Genomic DNA, 17291 nt, shown 5'->3' with positions numbered 1-17291 from the left:
GTAGTTCCCCATGGATGGTCAGGCCCCTCATTCTCCCGAAATCGCCGTTCTGCTGCCGTGCTACAACGAGGCGGCGACGATCGGACAGGTGGTGCGCGACTTTCGCACGGCTCTGCCGGAGGCGCGGATCTATGTCTATGACAACAACTCCACCGACGGCACCGCTTTGACCGCCATGCTGGCCGGTGCGACCGTCGTGCGCGAACGGCGCCAAGGCAAGGGCCATGTGGTGCGCCGCATGTTCTGCGATATCGATGCCGACATCTATATCATGGCAGATGGTGACGGAACCTATGGCCCGGCCGATGCGGAAGAGCTGATCCGCACGCTGATCACCGAGAGGGTGGACATGGTGGTGGGCACGCGGCGGGGCGTGCACGACGATGCCGGTCGCAACGGCCACGCCTTCGGCAATCGGCTGTTCAACGGGCTTTACCGTGTGCTGTTCGGCAATGACTTCACCGATATCCTGTCGGGCTACCGCGCCTTTTCGCGTCGCTACGTGAAAAGCTTCCCGGCTGTTTCCGCCGGTTTCGAGATCGAGACGGAAATGTCGGTGCATGCATCGCGGCTGAAGCTGCCGGTCTGCGAAATCGAGCTGGATTACGGTCGCCGACCCGAAGGGTCGCATTCGAAGCTGTCGACCTTCAAGGACGGCTTCAAGATCCTCTGGATGTTCGCCATGCTGATGAAGGAAACGCGACCTTTCGCCTTTTTCGGCCTGATCGCAGCGGCTCTCATGGGCCTCAGCCTCGGCTTCATGACGCCCGTCCTCTACGAGTTCTTCACGACCGGGCTCGTCTCGCGCATGCCGACCTGGATTGCCGCCATGGCGCTGATGATGATGTCATTCCTGTCGTTTACTGCGGCGCTGATCCTCGATTCGCTTGCCCGCTCCCGGGCCGAACAGCTGCGGATCCACTATCTGACGCTGCCCACGCTCATCCGCTCTCCGACACCCCGCGCCAGCGAGATCAAAGCCAGCGCCACGAGGAACGCGGCCACCACAGGTGCTGCATCCCGGGGCGACAGCTCGCAGGCGGCATGAAAAAGTTCCTGCGTTTCGCCGTCGTCGGCGCCACCGGTTTTCTTGTCGATGCCGGCGTGCTGTGGCTGCTCCTCACCTATACGCCGCTCGGTCCCCTGTCGGGTCGCGTGATCGCCATTGCTCTGGCCATGACGACCACATGGCTGCTCAATCGCCACTTCACCTTCGGCGCCTCTGCGCGGTCGATCGTGGTGGAGGGGTTCCGCTACGGCTTCATCGGGCTGGTGACATCCCTGGTCAATTACGGGGTCTATGCGGGGCTGCTGCTCATGGCGCCCTTGCTCAGCCCCTATGCCGCCCTCGTGGCCGCGTCGATCGCGGCCATGCTGTTCAGCTTTTTCGGCTATTCGCGCTATGTCTTCCGTCGGTAACGGGAAGGCTCGGCTTACACCGCCTCCCAGCCGTCCTTATCCGCCGCACGATAGATCGCATCGATCAGCTTCTGGTTCAGCTTGGAATTCTCCAGCGATACCACCTCGCCCGTCGTTCCCTCGACAGCGCGGGCGAAGGCTTCCGCTTCCAGCTTGTACTGACGGCTGTCGGGGAAGCGGAAGATCTGCGAGACGTTGTGGCTGCGATTGGTCAGTTCGACCTCTTCGGCACCCCAGCGGTCTGCATTGAAAGGCGACTTCACCTCGATGAAACCGTCCGTGCCGTGGAAGACCATCAACTGACGGTTGGCCATCTGGGTCGCGACGTAGAAGTTCAGCTCGAAATCGGCGAAATCGGCCTTCACGCTCGCATAGATGTCCGTGCCGAATTCCGGATCGCGCTCGATGGTCGACTGGACGCGGATCGGCTCCTTGCCGGTGACGAAGCGCGTGGTGATCGTCGGATAAACGCCGATGTCCGGCAGAGCGCCACCGCCGAGTTCGGGAATGTTGCGCATGTTGCCGGGGTCACGGTTGAAATAGGTGAAGGAGCCCTGCACCATTTTCAGCGTACCGATGGCACCCTGGTTCAACAATTCGCGCACCTTCAGCCAGACCGGTGCGTAAGTCACCATATACGCTTCCGTCACCAATACTTTGTTGCGGTCGCGCGCTTCGATGATGGCGTCGATTTCGTCCGCCTTCAAGGCAATCGGCTTTTCGCACAGCACATGCTTGCCGGCATTCGCCGCCTTGATCGCCCATTCAACATGCTGGCTGGTCGGCAGCGGAATATAGACGGCGTCGATCACGTCGGAAGCCAGCATCTCCTCATAGGAGCCAAACGCGTGCGGAACCGAGAAGCGATCGGCCATCTCGCGGGCCTTGGCGAGATCGCGGCTGGCGACAGCCGTCACAACAGCATTTTCTGCATCCTGGATCGCCGGTACCACGAGTTCGCGGCCAATCTTGGCCGTCGACAGAATTCCGAAACGCAGCATCTCTCATCCTCCCTGAAATTGTCGGGGCGGACATTAGGGGAAGGACCGACGGGGCGCAACGGCGTTCACGCCGGTCGCCCCAGCTCGACCCACTCTCAAATGGCCTAAAACGTCCGCTTTTCGTCCGAGGCGCACATGGTGGCAGAAATACAGAGGTTTATGCTAGTCTCCATCGCAACTTTAGGAGACAGATATGTCCGCTTCCGACACCGCCCTCATCGTCGTCGACGTCCAGGAGAGCTTCCGCCACGCCTCCTACTGGGACGCTTCCGAACTGCCTGCCTATCTCGCCCGCCAGCAGGCGCTGATCGACGGGGCGAAGGCCGCCGGCATGCCCGTTGTCCAGATCTTCCATGTCGATGCCGACGCCCCCTTCACGCTGGAAAGCGGCCTTGTGCGGACGCTCGCGGAGATTTCGATTGCCCCCGATGTCACGTTTCACAAGGGCGTGCATTCGGCGCTCGTCGGCACCGGGCTTGAAGCCTATCTGCGAGAGAAGGGCATCCGCCGCATGATCGTCTCCGGTATCCGCACCGAGCAATGCTGCGAGACCACCACGCGGCACGCCTCCGACCTCGGCTTCGATGTCGACTTCGTCACCGAGGCGACACTCACCTTCCCGATGACGCATTCTTCCGGACGGGTGTTCAGCGCAGAGGAGATCCGGATGCGCACGGAGCTGGTACTTTCGAAACGCTTCGCCCGCATCGTCACGGTTGATCAGGCGCTCGCGCCGCTTTCCGCCGCCGCCTGAGAGGAATACGATGGACGTAGTCCCGGTCTTCATCCTCGTTCCGCCCGACGCCCTGCTGATCGACATCGCCGGTCCACTTGAGGTGCTGCGCTATGCAAACCAGGAACAGGACCGGGTGCGTTTCGACTATCGCTACATCTCGGTGAAACCTCGGCAGCAGACCTCGATCGGACTTGCGCTCGATGGGCTCGAGCCCTTGCCCGACAGCCTGCCGGACAATGCTCTGCTGATCATCTCCGGCAGCCTCACGGTCGGCATGGCGGAGATCGCGCGCCAGGCCGAACTGAAGATGCTGAAACGCTGGCTTTCGGCGACCGTGCGCACCGATACGAAGCTCGCGACCATCTGCTCCGGCGCACTGCTTGCCGCCGCCGCCGGGCTGATGGAGGGCTATCAGTGCACCACCCATGCCGAATGCCTGGAGGAGCTGCGTTCTCTCGCGCCGACGGCGCGCGTCCTGGAAAACCGTCTCTATGTCGAGGACGGAAACCGCTTTTCGAGCGCCGGCATCTCGACCGGGATCGACCTGATGCTGCATCTCGTCGGTCGCTTTGCCTCTCCCCAGACGGCGCTCGCCGCAGCGCGGAAAATGGTCATCTATCTCCGGCGCAGCGGCCAGGACCCGCAGATGTCGCCCTGGCTCTCGGGCCGCAACCACATCCATCCGGCGATCCACCGCGCGCAGGATGCGATCATGGCCGATCCGGCCCGCGACTGGTCTCTGCCGGGTTTGGCCGGGATCGCGCATTTGAGCGAGCGGCACCTGTCGCGCCTGTTTCGAGAGCATGTCGGATTGTCCGTCGTCGACTATGTCAACCTGATGCGGGTGACGCTTGCGCAGGAACTGCTGAAGCAATCCCGGCTGGACATGGAAAGCCTGGCGCAGCGGGCGGGTTTCGCCTCCTCGCGTCACATGCGCCGGATCTTTGTTCAGCATCACGGCGTCTCCCCCAGCGTGTTTCGCAAGGCTGGAGAATGACGCCATCCGTGCCTTTCATTTCGAGGCCATCCCCGATTTTAATGGAACCTCGCGCTTACGCTTGATAGCGTCTGTCGATGCCGTTCCCACCACCCTTTGAGGCTTTCCATGCAGAAACGTGCCCTCGGCCGTACCGGCCTTTCGATCGCTCCCGTCGTTTTCGGCGGCAATGTCTTCGGCTGGACCGCCGACGAGAAGACATCGTTCGCGCTTCTCGACCGGTTCTTTGATGCCGGCTTCAACACGATCGATTCGGCTGACATCTATTCGAGCTGGGCAGACGGCAATGTCGGCGGCGAGAGCGAAACGATCATTGGAAACTGGCTGAAGCGCGGCCGCGTGCGCCGCGAAGATGCGGTCATCGTCACAAAAGTCGGTGGGGACCTGGGCGAAAAGCGCCGGGGCCTCAGCGCCCGCTGGATCGCGCAAGCGGTTGAAGACTCGCTGCGCCGCCTGCAGACCGACTATATCGATCTTTACCTCGCCCACTGGCCCGACGCGGAAACCTCGGACGAGGAAAGCCTGACGGCCTTTGCCCGGCTCAAGGAACAGGGCAAGGTCAGGGCGATCGGCTGCTCCAACCTCGATGCGGAACAGTTGCAGGCGACATTCGATGCCGCCAAGGCTGCCGGTGTCGGCCGTTACGACGTGATCCAGCCGGAATATAATCTCTACACCCGTTCGAAATTCGAGGGCGAACTGGCCGCGCTCTGCCAGCGGGAGGAGATCGGCGTCATCAGCTATTACGCACTCGCCTCCGGTTTCCTGACCGGCAAGTATCGCAACGCCGCCGACACCGAAGGCCGGGCGCGTGGTGAAGACATGGAGCCTTATCTCAATGATCGTGGCTTCCGCATCCTCGACGCGCTCGACGCCGTGGCGGCTGAAACCGACACCAGCCCGGCGACTGTCGCCATCGCCTGGATCGCCGCACAGCCCGGCATTACGGCACCGATCGCGTCTGCCACGAGCCTGCGACAGCTCGAGAGCCTGATCGCGGCCGGACAGCTTGCACTCACCGAGGCTCAGGTCCGGCATCTCACGGAGGCTTCCGTGTGAAGCGGGCATTCAACATTCGTGACGCAGACCCCGCCGACGAGGCGAGCTGGCGCGCGCTCTGGGCCCAGTATCTCGCCTTCTACAAGGTCGAATTGGCCGAGTCGGTGACGGCCCATACCTGGGGCCGCATCCTCGACCCTTCGTCGCGCGTCGCCATGCGCGTGGCGGAGGTCGACGGCGTTCTCGCCGGTTTCGCCATCCACCATTTCCACGAATCAACCTGGGTCATGACACCCGACGTCTATCTGGAAGACCTGTTCCTGGACGCGAGGTTCCGCGGGCGGGGCCTGGGCCGGGCGCTGATCGACGACCTGATCGCGATTGCCAAGGCAAAGGGTTGGTCGCGGCTCTACTGGCACAGCGATCGCGGAAATGCGACGGCGCGCAAACTCTACGACACCTATGCCCCGGAAGATGGGCATGTACGCTACCGGCTGAAACTCGGCTGAGCGCCGTCAGCCACGCCAGCGGAAGAAATCGACGAAGGCCCGCAGCGCCGGACGCATCTGCAGGCGGCTCGGATAATAGATCGAGAAACCATCGAAGGGCGGGCACCAGTCATCAAGGACCCGGACCAGCCGCCCGGCTTCGATGTCTGCCTCGACGCGGGCATCGAAGATGTAGGCGAGCCCTGCCCCATCCAACGCCGCTTGGCGCATCAGCCCCTGGTCCGACAGGATCAGGCCACCCTGAACATCCACAGAAATCGCCCGGCCGTCCTTCTCGAATTCCCAGCGGTAGATTGTGCCGCTGGAGAAGCGTCGGCGGATGCAGGTATGGTGAGCGAGATCGCGCGGGTGCACAGGCTTCGGCCGGACCTCGAAGTAGCCGGGTGCGCCGACGACCGCACCGCGCCACGACCCACTGACGCGCACTGCGACCATGTCCGCTTCCAGATGTTCTCCCAGCCGCAGGCCGGCATCGAACCCTTTCTCGACAATGTCCTCGAAACGGTCGTCCGTGACGATCTCCAACTCGATGTCGGGATAGAGGCGGACAAACTCGCCGAGGCGCGGGGCGATCACGTGGCGGGCGGCCAGCAGAGGCATGGTGATGCGCAAGGGGCCGGCAGGGCGGGCGCGAACATCGGACAAGGCCGTCAGGGCGGCATCGATATCCCCCAGAGCCGGCATCAGCACCGCCAGAAGGCGCCGCCCCTCTTCGGTGGGTGCCACACTCCGGGTGGTGCGCGCGATGAGACGCAGGCCGACACTGTTTTCCAGCGCCGAGACGGCATGGCTGACGGCCGAGGGTGCAATACCAAGCTCCGTCGCTGCCGCGCGAAAGCTTCCATGCCTTGCGACGGCGGCGAGAACGGCCAGCTGCGAGAGTTGAGTCCGGTTCATTGTTCTAAATGTTAGAACAAGTCATCATCGTTTGCACCCGTTTTCCGAAGCGATCCATCGCCCTAGATTGGCTGTGTCTGCTTTGCCGGCCCTGACTGGCCTGCTATCTTCATTCTCCAAAAACTCCTTGAAGGAGGTCATCATGCAATTGCGTCATCTCGGCTCTCTCAACCCTTCCGCCCTTGGGCTCGGCTGCATGGGCATGAGCCATGCCTATGGCACCAATATCGACGAAGCTTCGGCACAAGCATTGGTCGATCGCGCCGTCGATCTGGGCATCACCTTCTTCGATACGGCAGAAGTCTATGGCCCCTTCACCAATGAAGAACTCGTCGGCAAGATTCTTCGCAAACATCGGGATAAGGTGCTCATTGCCACCAAGTTCGGCTTCAGCATCGGCGACGAGGCCAAGGCCGCGCGTCCGTCCGGCCTGGACAGCCGGCCGGAGCATCTGCGTGCCGTGGCGGAGGCCTCGCTGAAGCGGCTCGGGGTCGATGTGATCGACCTCTTCTACCAGCACCGCGTTGATCCCGACGTGCCGATCGAGGAGACCGTCGGCGCCATGGCTGAATTGGTGAAGGAGGGCAAGGTCCGCGCGCTCGGTCTTTCTGAAGCCAGCGCTCAGACCCTGCGCCGCGCCCATACCGTCCATCCGATCGCCGCCATCCAGAGCGAATATTCGCTTTGGACCCGCGATCCCGAGACCAATGGCGTTTTCGACACCTGCCGCGAACTCGGCATCGGCTTTGTCCCCTTCTCGCCGCTGGGGCGGGGTATGCTCACGGGTGCTCTGAAGGATCTCGGCAAGCTCGGCGCCAATGATTTCCGTCGCGGCCTGCCGCGCTTCGACCAGGAAAATTTTGACGCCAATCTGGCGCTGGTCACGGCGTTGGAAGAGATGGCTGCCGAAAAGGGTGTCACTGCAGGTCAGCTGGCACTTGCCTGGGTGCTGGCACAGGGCGATTTCATCGTGCCGATCCCCGGAACGACCAAGATTGCCAATCTGGAAAGCAATGTCGCGGCCGCGGAGATCCCGCTGTCGCCCCAGGATCTGGCCCATCTCGGTGCGATCATCGCCCCGGACAAGGTGGCTGGCGCCCGATACAACGAGTCCATGGCGAAGATGGCGGGTCGCTGACGCCCTTCGGGGACGGCGCCTGCGTCCCCTCTCTCAATCACGATCCAAAGGGCGTCGCGTTCAGCTTCGGGCGCGGCGCCCCTCGGCCATCGGCTTTCCGGCGTAGAACGAACGCTTGTTCTCGTACATCGCGTCATCGGCGCGCTTCATCAATGCCTCCATGGTCTCGCCCGGCTCGCTCGTTGCCGTGCCGATGGAGATGCTGAGCGCCGCATCGGAATAGAACTGGTTGTTGATCTTTAGGATCTCGTGGATCGTCTCGACCACGCCCTGGGCCGCCAGGTGATCTGCACCCGGCATCAGGACCGCGAATTCGTCGCCGCCAATGCGCATGGCATGATGCGGCGCCTTCACCACGCTGTTCAGCACCTCTCCGAAGCGGCGCAGCAGCTGGTCGCCGGCGTCGTGTCCGCGCTCATCGTTGGCTTCTTTCAGTCCGTTGAGATCGATGACGATGGCCGAGACCGGGCGTAGCGACTTGCGCTCCAGCCGGTTCAGCTCGTCGGTGTAAAAGGCGCGGTTGTGAAGCTTGGTCAGAATGTCGTGCTTGCCGAGATATTCCAAATACGCTTCGGCCTTCTTGCGCGCGGTGATGTCGGTCAGGGCCACCTGCACCCGTGACCAGTCACGCTCATGGCCCGGGAAGACCGCAAAGTTCAGCAAAATATGGCGCACATTGCCGTCGAGCGCATAGTTGACCACCTCGCGGCTGTGGAACAGCCGCCCATCCCAGAGATCTATAAGTTGTTCGCGGAACGGCTTCTCCATCTCGTCGCGGAATATATCGTTCTGCCGCAGAAGCAGTGTCTGGCGATCGGGTGCCGCAAACAGGTCTAGCGTGGCCTGGTTGACATCCAGCACACGAATTTCCGACATGCATTGTCGCACGAATTCGGGATGCACGTCGGTAAAGACCCGGAAATCGTCGATGCCGCGGGAGCGAACATCCTCGATCAGATTGCGAATGCTGCTGAAGTCCTCGATCCAGAGCGAGACCGGCGAGTGCTCGAAGACGCCTTCGGCATAACGGCGGTTCTCGAGTTCAGCGCGGCGTGCATCCTCGCGATCGGTCACGTCCTCGGTGGTGACGAGCACCTGAGCCAGCGTCTCCTCGTGGCCGGGCAGAACGGAGCCGCGCAGCTGGATGTCGAGCCGCCGGCCCGTCAGCGTGTAGTTGGTGGTCGCTCCGACGAATTCCGTCTTGCCGTTCCAGAGGTCGGTCAGTTCGTTGATGTGGGTTTCCCACATGTCGTCGCGGAAGACCTTTTCGAGGTTACCTGAGAGTTGGTCGAGACTTTCCGCGTCGAAGAGTTCGAGCGTCTTGCGGTTGACCTTGAGGATGCGGATTTTCGCCGAACATTCTGCCACGCGCGAGACGTCCTGCTGCAGGAAACTGCGGAGATCAATCACCCCGCCGGCGCGCCAGGCGTCGAATTGCGCCTTCACCGCGCTGAAGTCCTCGATCCACATCGCGATCGGGGCCAGTTCGAATATGTTTGAATCAATGGAATCCGTCATGAAACAATGCCCGTTGCGCAATCACCAAGCCCCTTGAAACACCCGGGCCGCAGAACGCACCCTAGGTAGAGTTGATTAACGCTCGGTTGCCCTCAAAGGGTAGAAATCTTCCACCAGGCTCGGCGACTTTGCGTTAGGCGCCCGACATCGCGCGGCGATAGGCGGAGGGCGTGGTGCCGGTGACCCCCTTGAACATGCGGGTCAGGTGGCTCTGGCTGCTGAACCCGCAGGCGCTAGCGATCTGGGCGATCGGCTCTGTGCCCTCGAGCATGCGCCGGGCGCGGTCGATGCGACGGTTGAGGATAAAGCCGTGAGGCGAGACGCCACAGCTCAGACTGAACATGCGCTGCAGATGGAATTCGCTCAGGCCCGCAATCGTGGCCAGTTCCTGCAGGGTGATGACGCGATGCAACGAGGCCTCGATAAACTCGATCAGGCGTCGGCGAACGGCCGGGGCGAGCCCGCCCCGCAAGTCTACCCTCTTTTCGCCGCCATAACGGGGATCGAGAAAGAGATGTCCGACAGCCGCAGTCAGGGCTTGTTCGGCCAGAAGCCGCTCCCCGCCCGCGGTCGCCCGGGCAAGCTGTCCAAGGGCACCGGCGAGACGTGGCGCCTCCTGAAAGGTGGTTTCCGGGATAAGCATCAGCCGCGCGTCGCGGTCGAAGGTTTCGGAAAACAGCCGTCTCAACTCCTGATCCGAGACATAAAGGTGGACGAAATCGAAGGGGTCGGTGATTTCCCATTCCGACGAGGCGCCCTGAGGCATGATGCAGAGTGCACCGGGCCAGCCATGGATGGAGCCGGCATCGATGCGCCGCGTTCCGTCACCACCCCGCAGATAACAGCTGAAGGTGTGACCGTCCGCCCGCTCGTAGCTCATCCGGTCATGGCTGTTGCGCCACAAAGCACTCGCCCGGCCTTCGCCGAGGTCAAGCGCATTCAGCCGCTCGGCGCGCGAGGAGGCGGACAGGGAACTGAAGACGGACGAGGTTTGCAGCATGGATTGACCCGGTGATTGCAGCGCATTGTAGCGCAAGTGCGCGCTTCTGCCACCGCCCCGGCGGCGTTCGTGTTTGCCGGGATGCAGTTCGCCGCAAGATCGTGCAAGAAATTCCGGTTCGGTCGGCGTTCAAGTCTCGGCAGATTTCAGCGATGCCGTCCATGCCCATCGATCACATGGCCGCGTCATCACCACGACCGAAACGAACCGCCATGACCAATCTGCTTTTGTTTTCCTCCACCGTGCTGATCTGGGGCACCACCTGGATTGCGATCGCGCTGCAGATCGGGCCGGTTCCCGTTCTGGTGTCGGTGTTCTACCGATTCGCCACGGCGGCGCTGATCCTCATCGCAGCGCTCGTCGTCACGGGGCGGCTGAAAGTTCCGACCCGGGCGCAACAACCCTATGTGCTCGCCCAGGCGCTCTGCCTGTTCTGCTGCAACTTCCTGTGCTTCTATCATGCCGCGAGCTACGTGCCCTCCGGGCTCATTTCCGTCGTCTTTTCGCTGGCGACCATCTACAACGCGGTCAATGCCCGCATCTTCTTCGGCGACCGTATCAGCCCCCGCACGCTTCTTGCCGCCGCGCTGGGGGCGACGGGGCTGGTGCTGCTCTTTGGTGTCGACATTCTGTTCAGTCTGAATGTCGATAGCTGGAAAGGCATCGGGCTGTCCGCGCTCGGCACCCTGTTCTTCTCGCTCGGCAACATGGCATCCCGGCGCAACAGCGCCTCCGGTATCCAGCCGATCACCGCCAATGCCTGGGGGATGAGTTACGGCGCGCTGGCCCTGCTTGCCCTGATCGCCCTCACGGGCACGCCAGTCGTCGCACCACCGACGCTCACCTATCTCGCCGCCATGCTCTACCTCGCCGCCATCGGCTCGGTCGTCGGTTTCACCACCTATCTGATGCTCGTCTCCCGCATCGGCTCGCAGAAGGCGGCGTATGCCACGGTGCTTTTCCCGGTCGTGGCGCTGACGCTGTCAACGCTTTACGAAGGCTATCACTGGACGCCACTTTCGGTTCTCGGGCTCATGCTGACTCTGGCCGGAAACGTCGTCATGTTCGCGCGGCTGCCAACGGGCAAAGCCACTCTCGATGCGGCAAAACAGCCGGCTTGAGAGGCCGGGCAAGCAAGAGGCATAAAGCGATTAGACGGCTCGAAACCAGACTGGGCGCCGACATCCGCCCCGTCACCGCTGTTTCGCGCTCTTGCCTGCGCGAATCCACGCCCAGTCGGCGCAGGCCTGATGGCAACGGCATGCAGCGCCTGACGACATATTGAGCTTTCGGTCGTGCATCCCTACATAGACCATATGGACGACGCCGTTCGAATGCGTCGCATTCGTCCGTCACGGGCGAACTCCTCTTCCCGAATACCCGCGACCTCTCAGGCTTCGGCATCCTGCCGGGGCAAGTTCGCATTGGAGGCCATCATGGCAGACGACAACACGACAACGGATTCACCAGCCAAGGGCTACGAGCCCATTCCCTTCGCCAAGAAGCACCGCATCTCGGTCGAGGACGCAAAAGCGATCCTCGCGAAACACGGCAACGACCGCAAGGCCGCCGACAAGGAAGGTCGCCGCGTCAGCCTCTGACGCGGGATACCAGAGCCTGCCCGCCGACGGTGATGACCGTCAGCGCACATCGAAAAGCCCTTTTCCTGGCATGCAGGGAGAGGGCTTTTCTGTATGTTCCGACAGCCAAACCAAGTCGGCCGTCTTCAGTGGTTCACGCGCGCAGGCTGCCGCCCGTCGACTTTTCGACATTGCCGACGATCTTCTTCGTCAGCGCATCGAAATCCTCATCGGTCAGCGTCTTGTCGGTCGGCTGGATCAGAACCTCGATCGCCACCGACTTCTTGCCCTCACCAACGGAGGTGCCCTCGAAGATATCGAAGACATTGACGCCCGAGATCAGCTTGCGGTCGGCGCTCGTCGCTGCCTTGATGATCGCGCCGGCTTCGACCGTCTTTTCAACGACGAAGGCGAAGTCGCGCTTCACCATCTGGAAGGCCGACAGCTCAAGTGCTGCCTTGGTGCGGGTCGCCTTCTTCTTCGGCTCAGGCAGGGCATCGAGATAGATCTCGAAACCACACAGCGTGCCGGAGACGTCGAGTGCTTCCAGCGTCTTCGGGTGGAATTCACCGAAGGTACCGAGAATGACCTTGGGGCCTGCCTTGATCGTGCCGGAACGGCCAGGGTGATACCATTCTGGGCCACCCTGCTCGATCTGCACATTGCTCATCGGAATGCCGCAGGCTTCAAGCACGGCGAACGCATCGGCCTTGGCGTCGAAGACGTCGACCGGCTTGCCGCCGCCCTTGGCCTGGTTCGACCACATGCGGCCGGCACCGGCGATCGAGGCCGTGCCACGGCGGACGCCACCGGCGACGCGGCGCTGGGTTTCGGGCGTATCGCCTTCATAGGTGCCGGAGACTTCGAAGATTGCGACGTCGCCATAGCCGCGGTCGGCATTGCGCTGGGCTGCGGTCAGCAGGCCCGGCAGCAGCGAAGGCCGCATGTCCGACATATCGGCTGCAATCGGGTTGACCAGCTTCAGCGTCTCGCTGCCACCGCCAAAGAGCTTGGCATGCTCGGCCGAGATGAAGGACCAGGTAACCGCCTCCAGCATGCCGCGCGCGGCGAGCGCCCGGCGGGCCGAGCGCGTGCGGATCTGCAGCGTCGTCAGGATCTTGCCATTGACCGATCCGCTCGGCGGCAACGGTTCCGGCTTGATCTTTTCGACGCCGAACATGCGCATTACTTCTTCGACGAGGTCGGCCTTGCCGTCGACATCCGGACGCCAGGAGGGGACGGAGACCTTGGCCGAGCTTTCATCGCCCGAGAGAATTTCGAATCCGAGCGCGGTCAGGATCTGGCGCGACTCTTCGTTGGAAACGGTCAGACCGGTCAGGCGTTTGACTTCCGAATAGGGGAAATCGACCACCTTCTTCTGGTGACCCTTGTAGCCCTCCACCTTGGCGGCTGCTGCCGTGCCACCACACATCTCGAGCACCAGCTCGGTCGTGCGCTCCAGGCCCGGCACCATGTATTCCGGATCGACGCCACGCTCGAAACGGTAGCGCGCATCGGTGATGATGCCATGGACACGGCCGGTCTTGGCGATGTTGATCGGATCCCAGAGCGCGGACTCGATCAGCACGTTGACGGTGTTTTCGTCGCAGCCCGAATGCTCGCCACCCATGATGCCACCGATCGATTCCGGACCATTGTCGTCGGCGATGACGACATTGTTCGGGTTGAGCTTGTAGGTGCGGGTATCGAGCGCGAGGATCTCCTCGCCGTCCTTCGCCCGGCGCACGACCAGCGCGCCCTTGACCTTGTCGGCGTCGAAGACGTGCATCGGACGGCCCTGGTCGAAAGTCATGTAGTTGGTGACGTCAACCAGTGCCGAGATCGGCCGAAGGCCGATCGAGAGCAGGCGCTGCTGCATCCATTTCGGGCTCGGCCCGTTCTTCACGCCGCGCACGAGGCGATAGGCGAAGCCCGGGCAGAGGTGCTCTTCCAGCTCAAGCTTCACCTGGTGCGGCGTCTCGCCCTCGACCTTGAAGGAGGGCGCCTTCGGGGCCTTGAGCTTGCCCAAACCGGAAGCGGCCAGATCACGGGCAATACCGAAGACGCTCGTGCAGTCCGGACGGTTCGGCGTCAGGTTGATCTCGATGACCGGATCGTCGAGGCCGGCGTAAGATGCGAAGGAGGTGCCAACCGGCGCATCCTCCGGCAGGTCAATGATGCCGTTGTGGTCGTCGGAGATGTTGAGCTCTTTCTCGGAGCACATCATGCCATGGCTTTCGACGCCACGGATCTTGCCGACTGAGAGCGTCACATCAATGCCAGGCACATAGGTGCCCGGACGCGCGAGAGCGCCAATCATGCCGGCGCGGGCATTCGGCGCGCCGCAGACGATCTGCACCGGCTTGCCGTCACCGGCATCGACAGTGAGCACCTTCAGGCGATCGGCTTCCGGGTGCTTCTCGGCCGTCAGGATCTTGGCGATGACGAAGGGCTTGTAGGCCGCCTTGTCATCGACGTCTTCGACCTCAAGACCAATCGCGGTCAGCCGCTCGCAGATTTCCTCGAGCGAGGCGTCGGTTTCCAGGTGATCCTTCAGCCAGGAGAGTGTGAATTTCATTGTCTCGTTCCCATCTGCATCTTGCCCGAAGCGTCCAGCGGTCGCGCGCCTGACGCCTGCCTTCCGAGGAGCATGCTGACCACCGTCACATCGAGATCGATGTCGGGCCAGTGGATGCTCGACGGCATAAATTCCACGTTGTTCCGCTCCACCGGCATCGCCTCCTGAAGGGGCGGGTACCACCAGACCGGAACGCTGACGATACGACCGTCCGTCAGTTCCACATGCAGCAGGTCGTCATCGCAAAGCAGATCGACCGGGCGCATGTTGTTGAGATGTTCAATCACGTCACATTTGCCTTCATTCACCCGGACCGGCGGCCCTGCCGCCCGTCCGTACTCCGCCCCGGGGCTGCCGGGACGGTCACATGCCAATCAGCTGCTGAGACCGCCAAACAGCGTCGGCACATCCAGCGGGCGGAAGCCGTAGTGGCTCATCCAGCGGACATCCGCATTGAAGAAGTCGCGCAGGTCCGGCATGCCGTATTTCAGCATGGCGATGCGGTCGAGACCCATGCCCCAGGCGAAGCCCTGGTACTCGTCCGGATCGAGCCCGCCAGCGCGCAGCACATTCGGGTGGACCATGCCGCAGCCGAGGATTTCCATCCAATCCTTGCCTTCGCCGAACTTGACGATCGGGCCCGAGGAACGGTCGCACTGGATGTCGACCTCGAAGCTCGGCTCGGTGAACGGGAAGAAGGACGGGCGGAAGCGCATGGTGACGCTGTCGACCTCGAAGAAGGCCTTGCAGAACTCTTCCAGCACCCAGCGCATGTGGCCGACATTGGCGGTCTTGTCGACGACGAGGCCTTCGACCTGATGGAACATCGGCGAATGCGTTGCGTCACTGTCCTGGCGATAGGTCTTGCCAGGAATGGCGATGCGGATCGGCGGCTTCTGTAATTCCATCGTGCGCACCTGCACTGGCGAGGTGTGCGTGCGCAGCACCTTGCGCTCACCGTTTTCATCCGGTGACAGGAAGAAGGTGTCGTGCATCTCGCGGGCGGGATGACCCTCGGGGAAGTTCAGGGCCGTGAAGTTGTAGTAGTCGGTCTCGATATCGGGACCTTCTGCGATCGAGAATCCCATGTCGGCGAAGATCGCGGTGATCTCGTCGACGATCTGGCTGATCGGGTGGATACGGCCGCGTTCGGCCGGCGAGGAGCGCACTGGCAGCGACACATCCAGCGTCTCGGCCTTGAGACGCGCGTTGATCGCCGCATCCCTCAGCGCCGTCTTGCGGGTCGTGATTTCTTCGGTGATCTCGTTCTTCAGCGCGTTGATCGCAGCACCGCGCGTCTGGCGCTCTTCCGGCGTCATGGTGCCGAGTGTCTTTAGGAGCTCCGAGACGGAGCCCTTCTTGCCGAGAGCGGACACACGCACCGCCTCGATCGCTGCCTCGTCGCCGGCTGCGGCGATCTCGCCGAGAAGCTGTGCCTTCAATACGTCTAGTTCAGCCATTTCATCCTGCCTTGGCGGTCTTGGAGCCATCCGCCGTCAGCGGCGGGACCCTCATCAGAAATTCAGTTGCCATGATAAAGCGTCGCAGATCACTACCCATGTGCAGGCGGCCAATCAACCGTGCGAGCGGCAAAATTCGGCCGATCAGGGCCGTCAGCCTGACCAATTCGCGCCGGGCCGCATCCGGGGCCCGGGCAAGCCAGGCCTGCAGGGCTGACGGACAGGTCGTTTCGGGATTTGCAGCGAAGCTGGTCACCACCAGAAAATAGAGAAGCACATCCCGCGCCTGCGCCATGGCCAGCGGCATCACGGAGGCCGGGTCTTCCTCGAAATCCATGAATCCGACCTGGCCGTCCTCCAGGAAGAAGTCGCGCACATGCGGTCGGCCGTGGCTCAGCCCCGCCGCATGAACCCGCCCAAGTGCCTCGGCGACGTCGACCAGTAAGGCGTCATGCGCAACCGGGTCGGCCTGGCCGATGGTCTTCATCGTGCTATAGATGGTCGGCCCGACATCGGACATGACCATAGCGGTTGCGGAGGCATAGACGATCTTCGGCACCGGGAAACCAGCCTCGGCGAAGGCGCGCATCCGTGCGATCTCCCGCGCCTGCATGGCTTCAGGGGAAAGCTGTGGCGAGGGGCGGAGGATCGGCACACGAAAAAGGCCCGCAAAGAAGCCCTGGACCGCCACCAGCGGCGGCAGAATCTTGCTGCCCTGGCGCTTAATCCATACGGCGCGATCCTTCAGCTCAAGGCGCTGAACGCGGCCATCGCTCTGCATCATTGCGCGCAACAATTCGCCGATTTCGTCACTGTCGAGCAGGTTCCCGCTCTCGATCGCGGCGCCCGGCCCATCCGGAAATGCCATGTCTGCTCCATCAACACGCCGGGTGGGGCACGCCTGCCTGCCCGCCGGGTCGTGTTTGTCCATCGCGCCATCCGGCGCGGACCCAAAAGAAAAACCCGCGCCGGTCGTCCAGCGCGGGTTTCCCAAAATGTCAAAGCTTGGGGAAGCGCTGGCTTACTTGACCGCGCTTTCAAACTCGTTGGCCGTACCGGCGTCCTTGAGGTAGGCGAGTGCCTTCTTCGAAGCTTCTACGAGCTTTGCGAAGGCTGCCGGCTCATGGATGGCGAGGTCGGAGAGAACCTTGCGGTCAACTTCGATGCCAGCCTTGTTCAGTCCGTCGATGAAGCGGCCGTAGGTCAGGCCGAATTCGCGGACAGCGGCGTTGATGCGCTGGATCCACAGAGCGCGGAAGTTGCGCTTGTTGACCTTGCGGTCGCGGTAGGCGAATGCCTTCGAACGATCGACGGCGGCCTTGGCGGCGCGGATCGTGTTCTTGCGGCGGCCGTAGAAGCCCTTGGCTGCCTTGAATACCTTGTTGTGCTTGGCGCGGGAAGTTACGCCACGTTTTACGCGTGCCATGTCATGATCTCCTTATATGATCCAAAAAGCGAA

The 17291-nt window shown here is 62.4% G+C and carries 18 protein-coding genes; 9 read left to right on the top strand and 9 right to left on the bottom strand.

Annotation, left to right across the window (positions count from 1 at the left end; genetic code table 11):
• Window positions 1–10: 10 nt before the first annotated feature.
• Both ACT53S_RS01170 and ACT53S_RS01165 read left to right on the top strand, forming a co-directional pair.
• Window positions 11–1048 (top strand): glycosyltransferase, encoded by a 1038-nt coding sequence (locus ACT53S_RS01170; protein ID WP_476065635.1) that lies wholly within the window; start codon window positions 11–13, stop codon window positions 1046–1048.
• Window positions 1045–1419, top strand: coding sequence for a GtrA family protein (locus tag ACT53S_RS01165; RefSeq protein ID WP_476065634.1), 375 nt, complete (start codon window positions 1045–1047; stop codon window positions 1417–1419). Before ACT53S_RS01170 ends, ACT53S_RS01165 begins: the two co-directional genes overlap by 4 nt.
• 14 nt (window positions 1420–1433) lie before the next feature.
• Here ACT53S_RS01165 and ACT53S_RS01160 read toward each other — a convergent pair whose 3' ends face one another.
• The gene (locus ACT53S_RS01160; protein ID WP_476065633.1) at window positions 1434–2420 is read right to left on the bottom strand and encodes a Gfo/Idh/MocA family protein; all 987 of its coding nucleotides are present in this window, start codon (window positions 2418–2420) and stop codon (window positions 1434–1436) included.
• Between the two features lie 193 nt (window positions 2421–2613).
• On the opposite strand from ACT53S_RS01160, the gene ACT53S_RS01155 reads away from it, so the two are divergent.
• The 4 genes from ACT53S_RS01155 to ACT53S_RS01140 all read left to right on the top strand — a co-directional run bounded on the left by ACT53S_RS01155 (window position 2614) and on the right by ACT53S_RS01140 (window position 5661).
• On the top strand, window positions 2614–3174 hold the full coding sequence (locus ACT53S_RS01155) for an isochorismatase family protein (RefSeq protein ID WP_476065632.1): 561 nt from the start codon (window positions 2614–2616) through the stop codon (window positions 3172–3174).
• A gap of 10 nt (window positions 3175–3184) precedes the next feature.
• Window positions 3185–4153 carry a GlxA family transcriptional regulator gene (locus ACT53S_RS01150; protein WP_476065631.1) on the top strand — a complete coding sequence of 323 codons (969 nt, stop codon included), beginning with the start codon at window positions 3185–3187 and terminating at the stop codon, window positions 4151–4153.
• A 108-nt stretch (window positions 4154–4261) separates the two neighbouring features.
• Window positions 4262–5212 (top strand): aldo/keto reductase, encoded by a 951-nt coding sequence (locus tag ACT53S_RS01145; protein ID WP_476065630.1) that lies wholly within the window; start codon window positions 4262–4264, stop codon window positions 5210–5212.
• Window positions 5209–5661, top strand: coding sequence for an N-acetyltransferase family protein (locus ACT53S_RS01140; protein ID WP_476065629.1), 453 nt, complete (start codon window positions 5209–5211; stop codon window positions 5659–5661). Before ACT53S_RS01145 ends, ACT53S_RS01140 begins: the two co-directional genes overlap by 4 nt.
• Before the next feature lie 6 nt (window positions 5662–5667).
• Here the strand turns inward: ACT53S_RS01140 and ACT53S_RS01135 are convergent, their stop codons facing one another.
• Complete coding sequence (locus tag ACT53S_RS01135; RefSeq protein ID WP_476065628.1) at window positions 5668–6558, bottom strand: LysR family transcriptional regulator; 891 nt, start codon at window positions 6556–6558, stop codon at window positions 5668–5670.
• Window positions 6559–6700: 142 nt separating this feature from the next.
• Between ACT53S_RS01135 and ACT53S_RS01130 the strand changes: the two genes are divergently transcribed.
• Entirely contained in the window at window positions 6701–7696 is a 996-nt protein-coding gene (locus ACT53S_RS01130; RefSeq protein WP_476065627.1) for an aldo/keto reductase, read from the top strand.
• Between the two features lie 60 nt (window positions 7697–7756).
• On the opposite strand, the gene ACT53S_RS01125 is transcribed toward ACT53S_RS01130, so the two are convergent.
• Together ACT53S_RS01125 and ACT53S_RS01120 are read right to left on the bottom strand one after the other, a co-directional pair.
• Window positions 7757–9214: a sensor domain-containing diguanylate cyclase gene (locus tag ACT53S_RS01125; RefSeq protein ID WP_476065626.1), complete on the bottom strand. Its 1458-nt coding sequence runs from the start codon at window positions 9212–9214 to the stop codon at window positions 7757–7759.
• Between the two features lie 133 nt (window positions 9215–9347).
• The gene (locus tag ACT53S_RS01120) at window positions 9348–10214 is read right to left on the bottom strand and encodes a helix-turn-helix domain-containing protein (RefSeq protein WP_476065625.1); all 867 of its coding nucleotides are present in this window, start codon (window positions 10212–10214) and stop codon (window positions 9348–9350) included.
• A 212-nt stretch (window positions 10215–10426) separates the two neighbouring features.
• Here ACT53S_RS01120 and ACT53S_RS01115 point away from each other — a divergent pair, with 212 nt between their 5' ends.
• Together ACT53S_RS01115 and ACT53S_RS01110 are read left to right on the top strand one after the other, a co-directional pair.
• Complete coding sequence (locus tag ACT53S_RS01115) at window positions 10427–11335, top strand: DMT family transporter (protein ID WP_476065624.1); 909 nt, start codon at window positions 10427–10429, stop codon at window positions 11333–11335.
• 315 nt (window positions 11336–11650) lie between these two features.
• Window positions 11651–11815 (top strand): hypothetical protein, encoded by a 165-nt coding sequence (locus ACT53S_RS01110; RefSeq protein WP_476065623.1) that lies wholly within the window; start codon window positions 11651–11653, stop codon window positions 11813–11815.
• A 133-nt stretch (window positions 11816–11948) separates the two neighbouring features.
• Here ACT53S_RS01110 and pheT read toward each other — a convergent pair whose 3' ends face one another.
• From pheT to rplT, 5 genes are all read right to left on the bottom strand, one after another.
• Window positions 11949–14372 (bottom strand): phenylalanine--tRNA ligase subunit beta, encoded by a 2424-nt coding sequence (gene pheT / locus ACT53S_RS01105; RefSeq protein WP_476065622.1) that lies wholly within the window; start codon window positions 14370–14372, stop codon window positions 11949–11951.
• Window positions 14369–14659, bottom strand: coding sequence for a DUF2442 domain-containing protein (locus tag ACT53S_RS01100; RefSeq protein ID WP_476065621.1), 291 nt, complete (start codon window positions 14657–14659; stop codon window positions 14369–14371). The genes pheT and ACT53S_RS01100 overlap by 4 nt, the downstream gene beginning before the upstream one ends.
• Window positions 14660–14746: 87 nt before the next feature.
• Entirely contained in the window at window positions 14747–15832 is a 1086-nt protein-coding gene (gene pheS / locus ACT53S_RS01095) for a phenylalanine--tRNA ligase subunit alpha (protein WP_142072574.1), read from the bottom strand.
• 1 nt (window position 15833) lies between these two features.
• Complete coding sequence (locus ACT53S_RS01090) at window positions 15834–16700, bottom strand: phosphotransferase (protein ID WP_476065620.1); 867 nt, start codon at window positions 16698–16700, stop codon at window positions 15834–15836.
• A 153-nt stretch (window positions 16701–16853) separates the two neighbouring features.
• Entirely contained in the window at window positions 16854–17258 is a 405-nt protein-coding gene (gene rplT / locus ACT53S_RS01085; protein ID WP_113379683.1) for a 50S ribosomal protein L20, read from the bottom strand.
• Window positions 17259–17291 lie beyond the last annotated feature (33 nt).

The organism is Allorhizobium sp. DMC15 (assembly GCF_056314065.1).
Note: the sequence above shows the minus strand (reverse complement) of the source record. Positions and strands in the feature narration are given on the sequence as shown.

Coding starts and splice junctions, on each gene's coding strand:
- ACT53S_RS01110 (WP_476065623.1), top strand. CDS start 11,651: ATGGCAGACGACAACACGACAACGGATTCACCAGCCAAGGGCTACGAG.
- pheT (WP_476065622.1), bottom strand. CDS start 14,372: ATGAAATTCACACTCTCCTGGCTGAAGGATCACCTGGAAACCGACGCC.
- pheS (WP_142072574.1), bottom strand. CDS start 15,832: ATGGCTGAACTAGACGTATTGAAGGCACAGCTTCTCGGCGAGATCGCC.
- ACT53S_RS01165 (WP_476065634.1), top strand. CDS start 1,045: ATGAAAAAGTTCCTGCGTTTCGCCGTCGTCGGCGCCACCGGTTTTCTT.
- ACT53S_RS01120 (WP_476065625.1), bottom strand. CDS start 10,214: ATGCTGCAAACCTCGTCCGTCTTCAGTTCCCTGTCCGCCTCCTCGCGC.
- ACT53S_RS01145 (WP_476065630.1), top strand. CDS start 4,262: ATGCAGAAACGTGCCCTCGGCCGTACCGGCCTTTCGATCGCTCCCGTC.
- ACT53S_RS01170 (WP_476065635.1), top strand. CDS start 11: ATGGATGGTCAGGCCCCTCATTCTCCCGAAATCGCCGTTCTGCTGCCG.
- ACT53S_RS01135 (WP_476065628.1), bottom strand. CDS start 6,558: ATGAACCGGACTCAACTCTCGCAGCTGGCCGTTCTCGCCGCCGTCGCA.
- rplT (WP_113379683.1), bottom strand. CDS start 17,258: ATGGCACGCGTAAAACGTGGCGTAACTTCCCGCGCCAAGCACAACAAG.
- ACT53S_RS01160 (WP_476065633.1), bottom strand. CDS start 2,420: ATGCTGCGTTTCGGAATTCTGTCGACGGCCAAGATTGGCCGCGAACTC.
- ACT53S_RS01150 (WP_476065631.1), top strand. CDS start 3,185: ATGGACGTAGTCCCGGTCTTCATCCTCGTTCCGCCCGACGCCCTGCTG.
- ACT53S_RS01115 (WP_476065624.1), top strand. CDS start 10,427: ATGACCAATCTGCTTTTGTTTTCCTCCACCGTGCTGATCTGGGGCACC.
- ACT53S_RS01130 (WP_476065627.1), top strand. CDS start 6,701: ATGCAATTGCGTCATCTCGGCTCTCTCAACCCTTCCGCCCTTGGGCTC.
- ACT53S_RS01125 (WP_476065626.1), bottom strand. CDS start 9,214: ATGACGGATTCCATTGATTCAAACATATTCGAACTGGCCCCGATCGCG.
- ACT53S_RS01090 (WP_476065620.1), bottom strand. CDS start 16,700: ATGGCATTTCCGGATGGGCCGGGCGCCGCGATCGAGAGCGGGAACCTG.
- ACT53S_RS01155 (WP_476065632.1), top strand. CDS start 2,614: ATGTCCGCTTCCGACACCGCCCTCATCGTCGTCGACGTCCAGGAGAGC.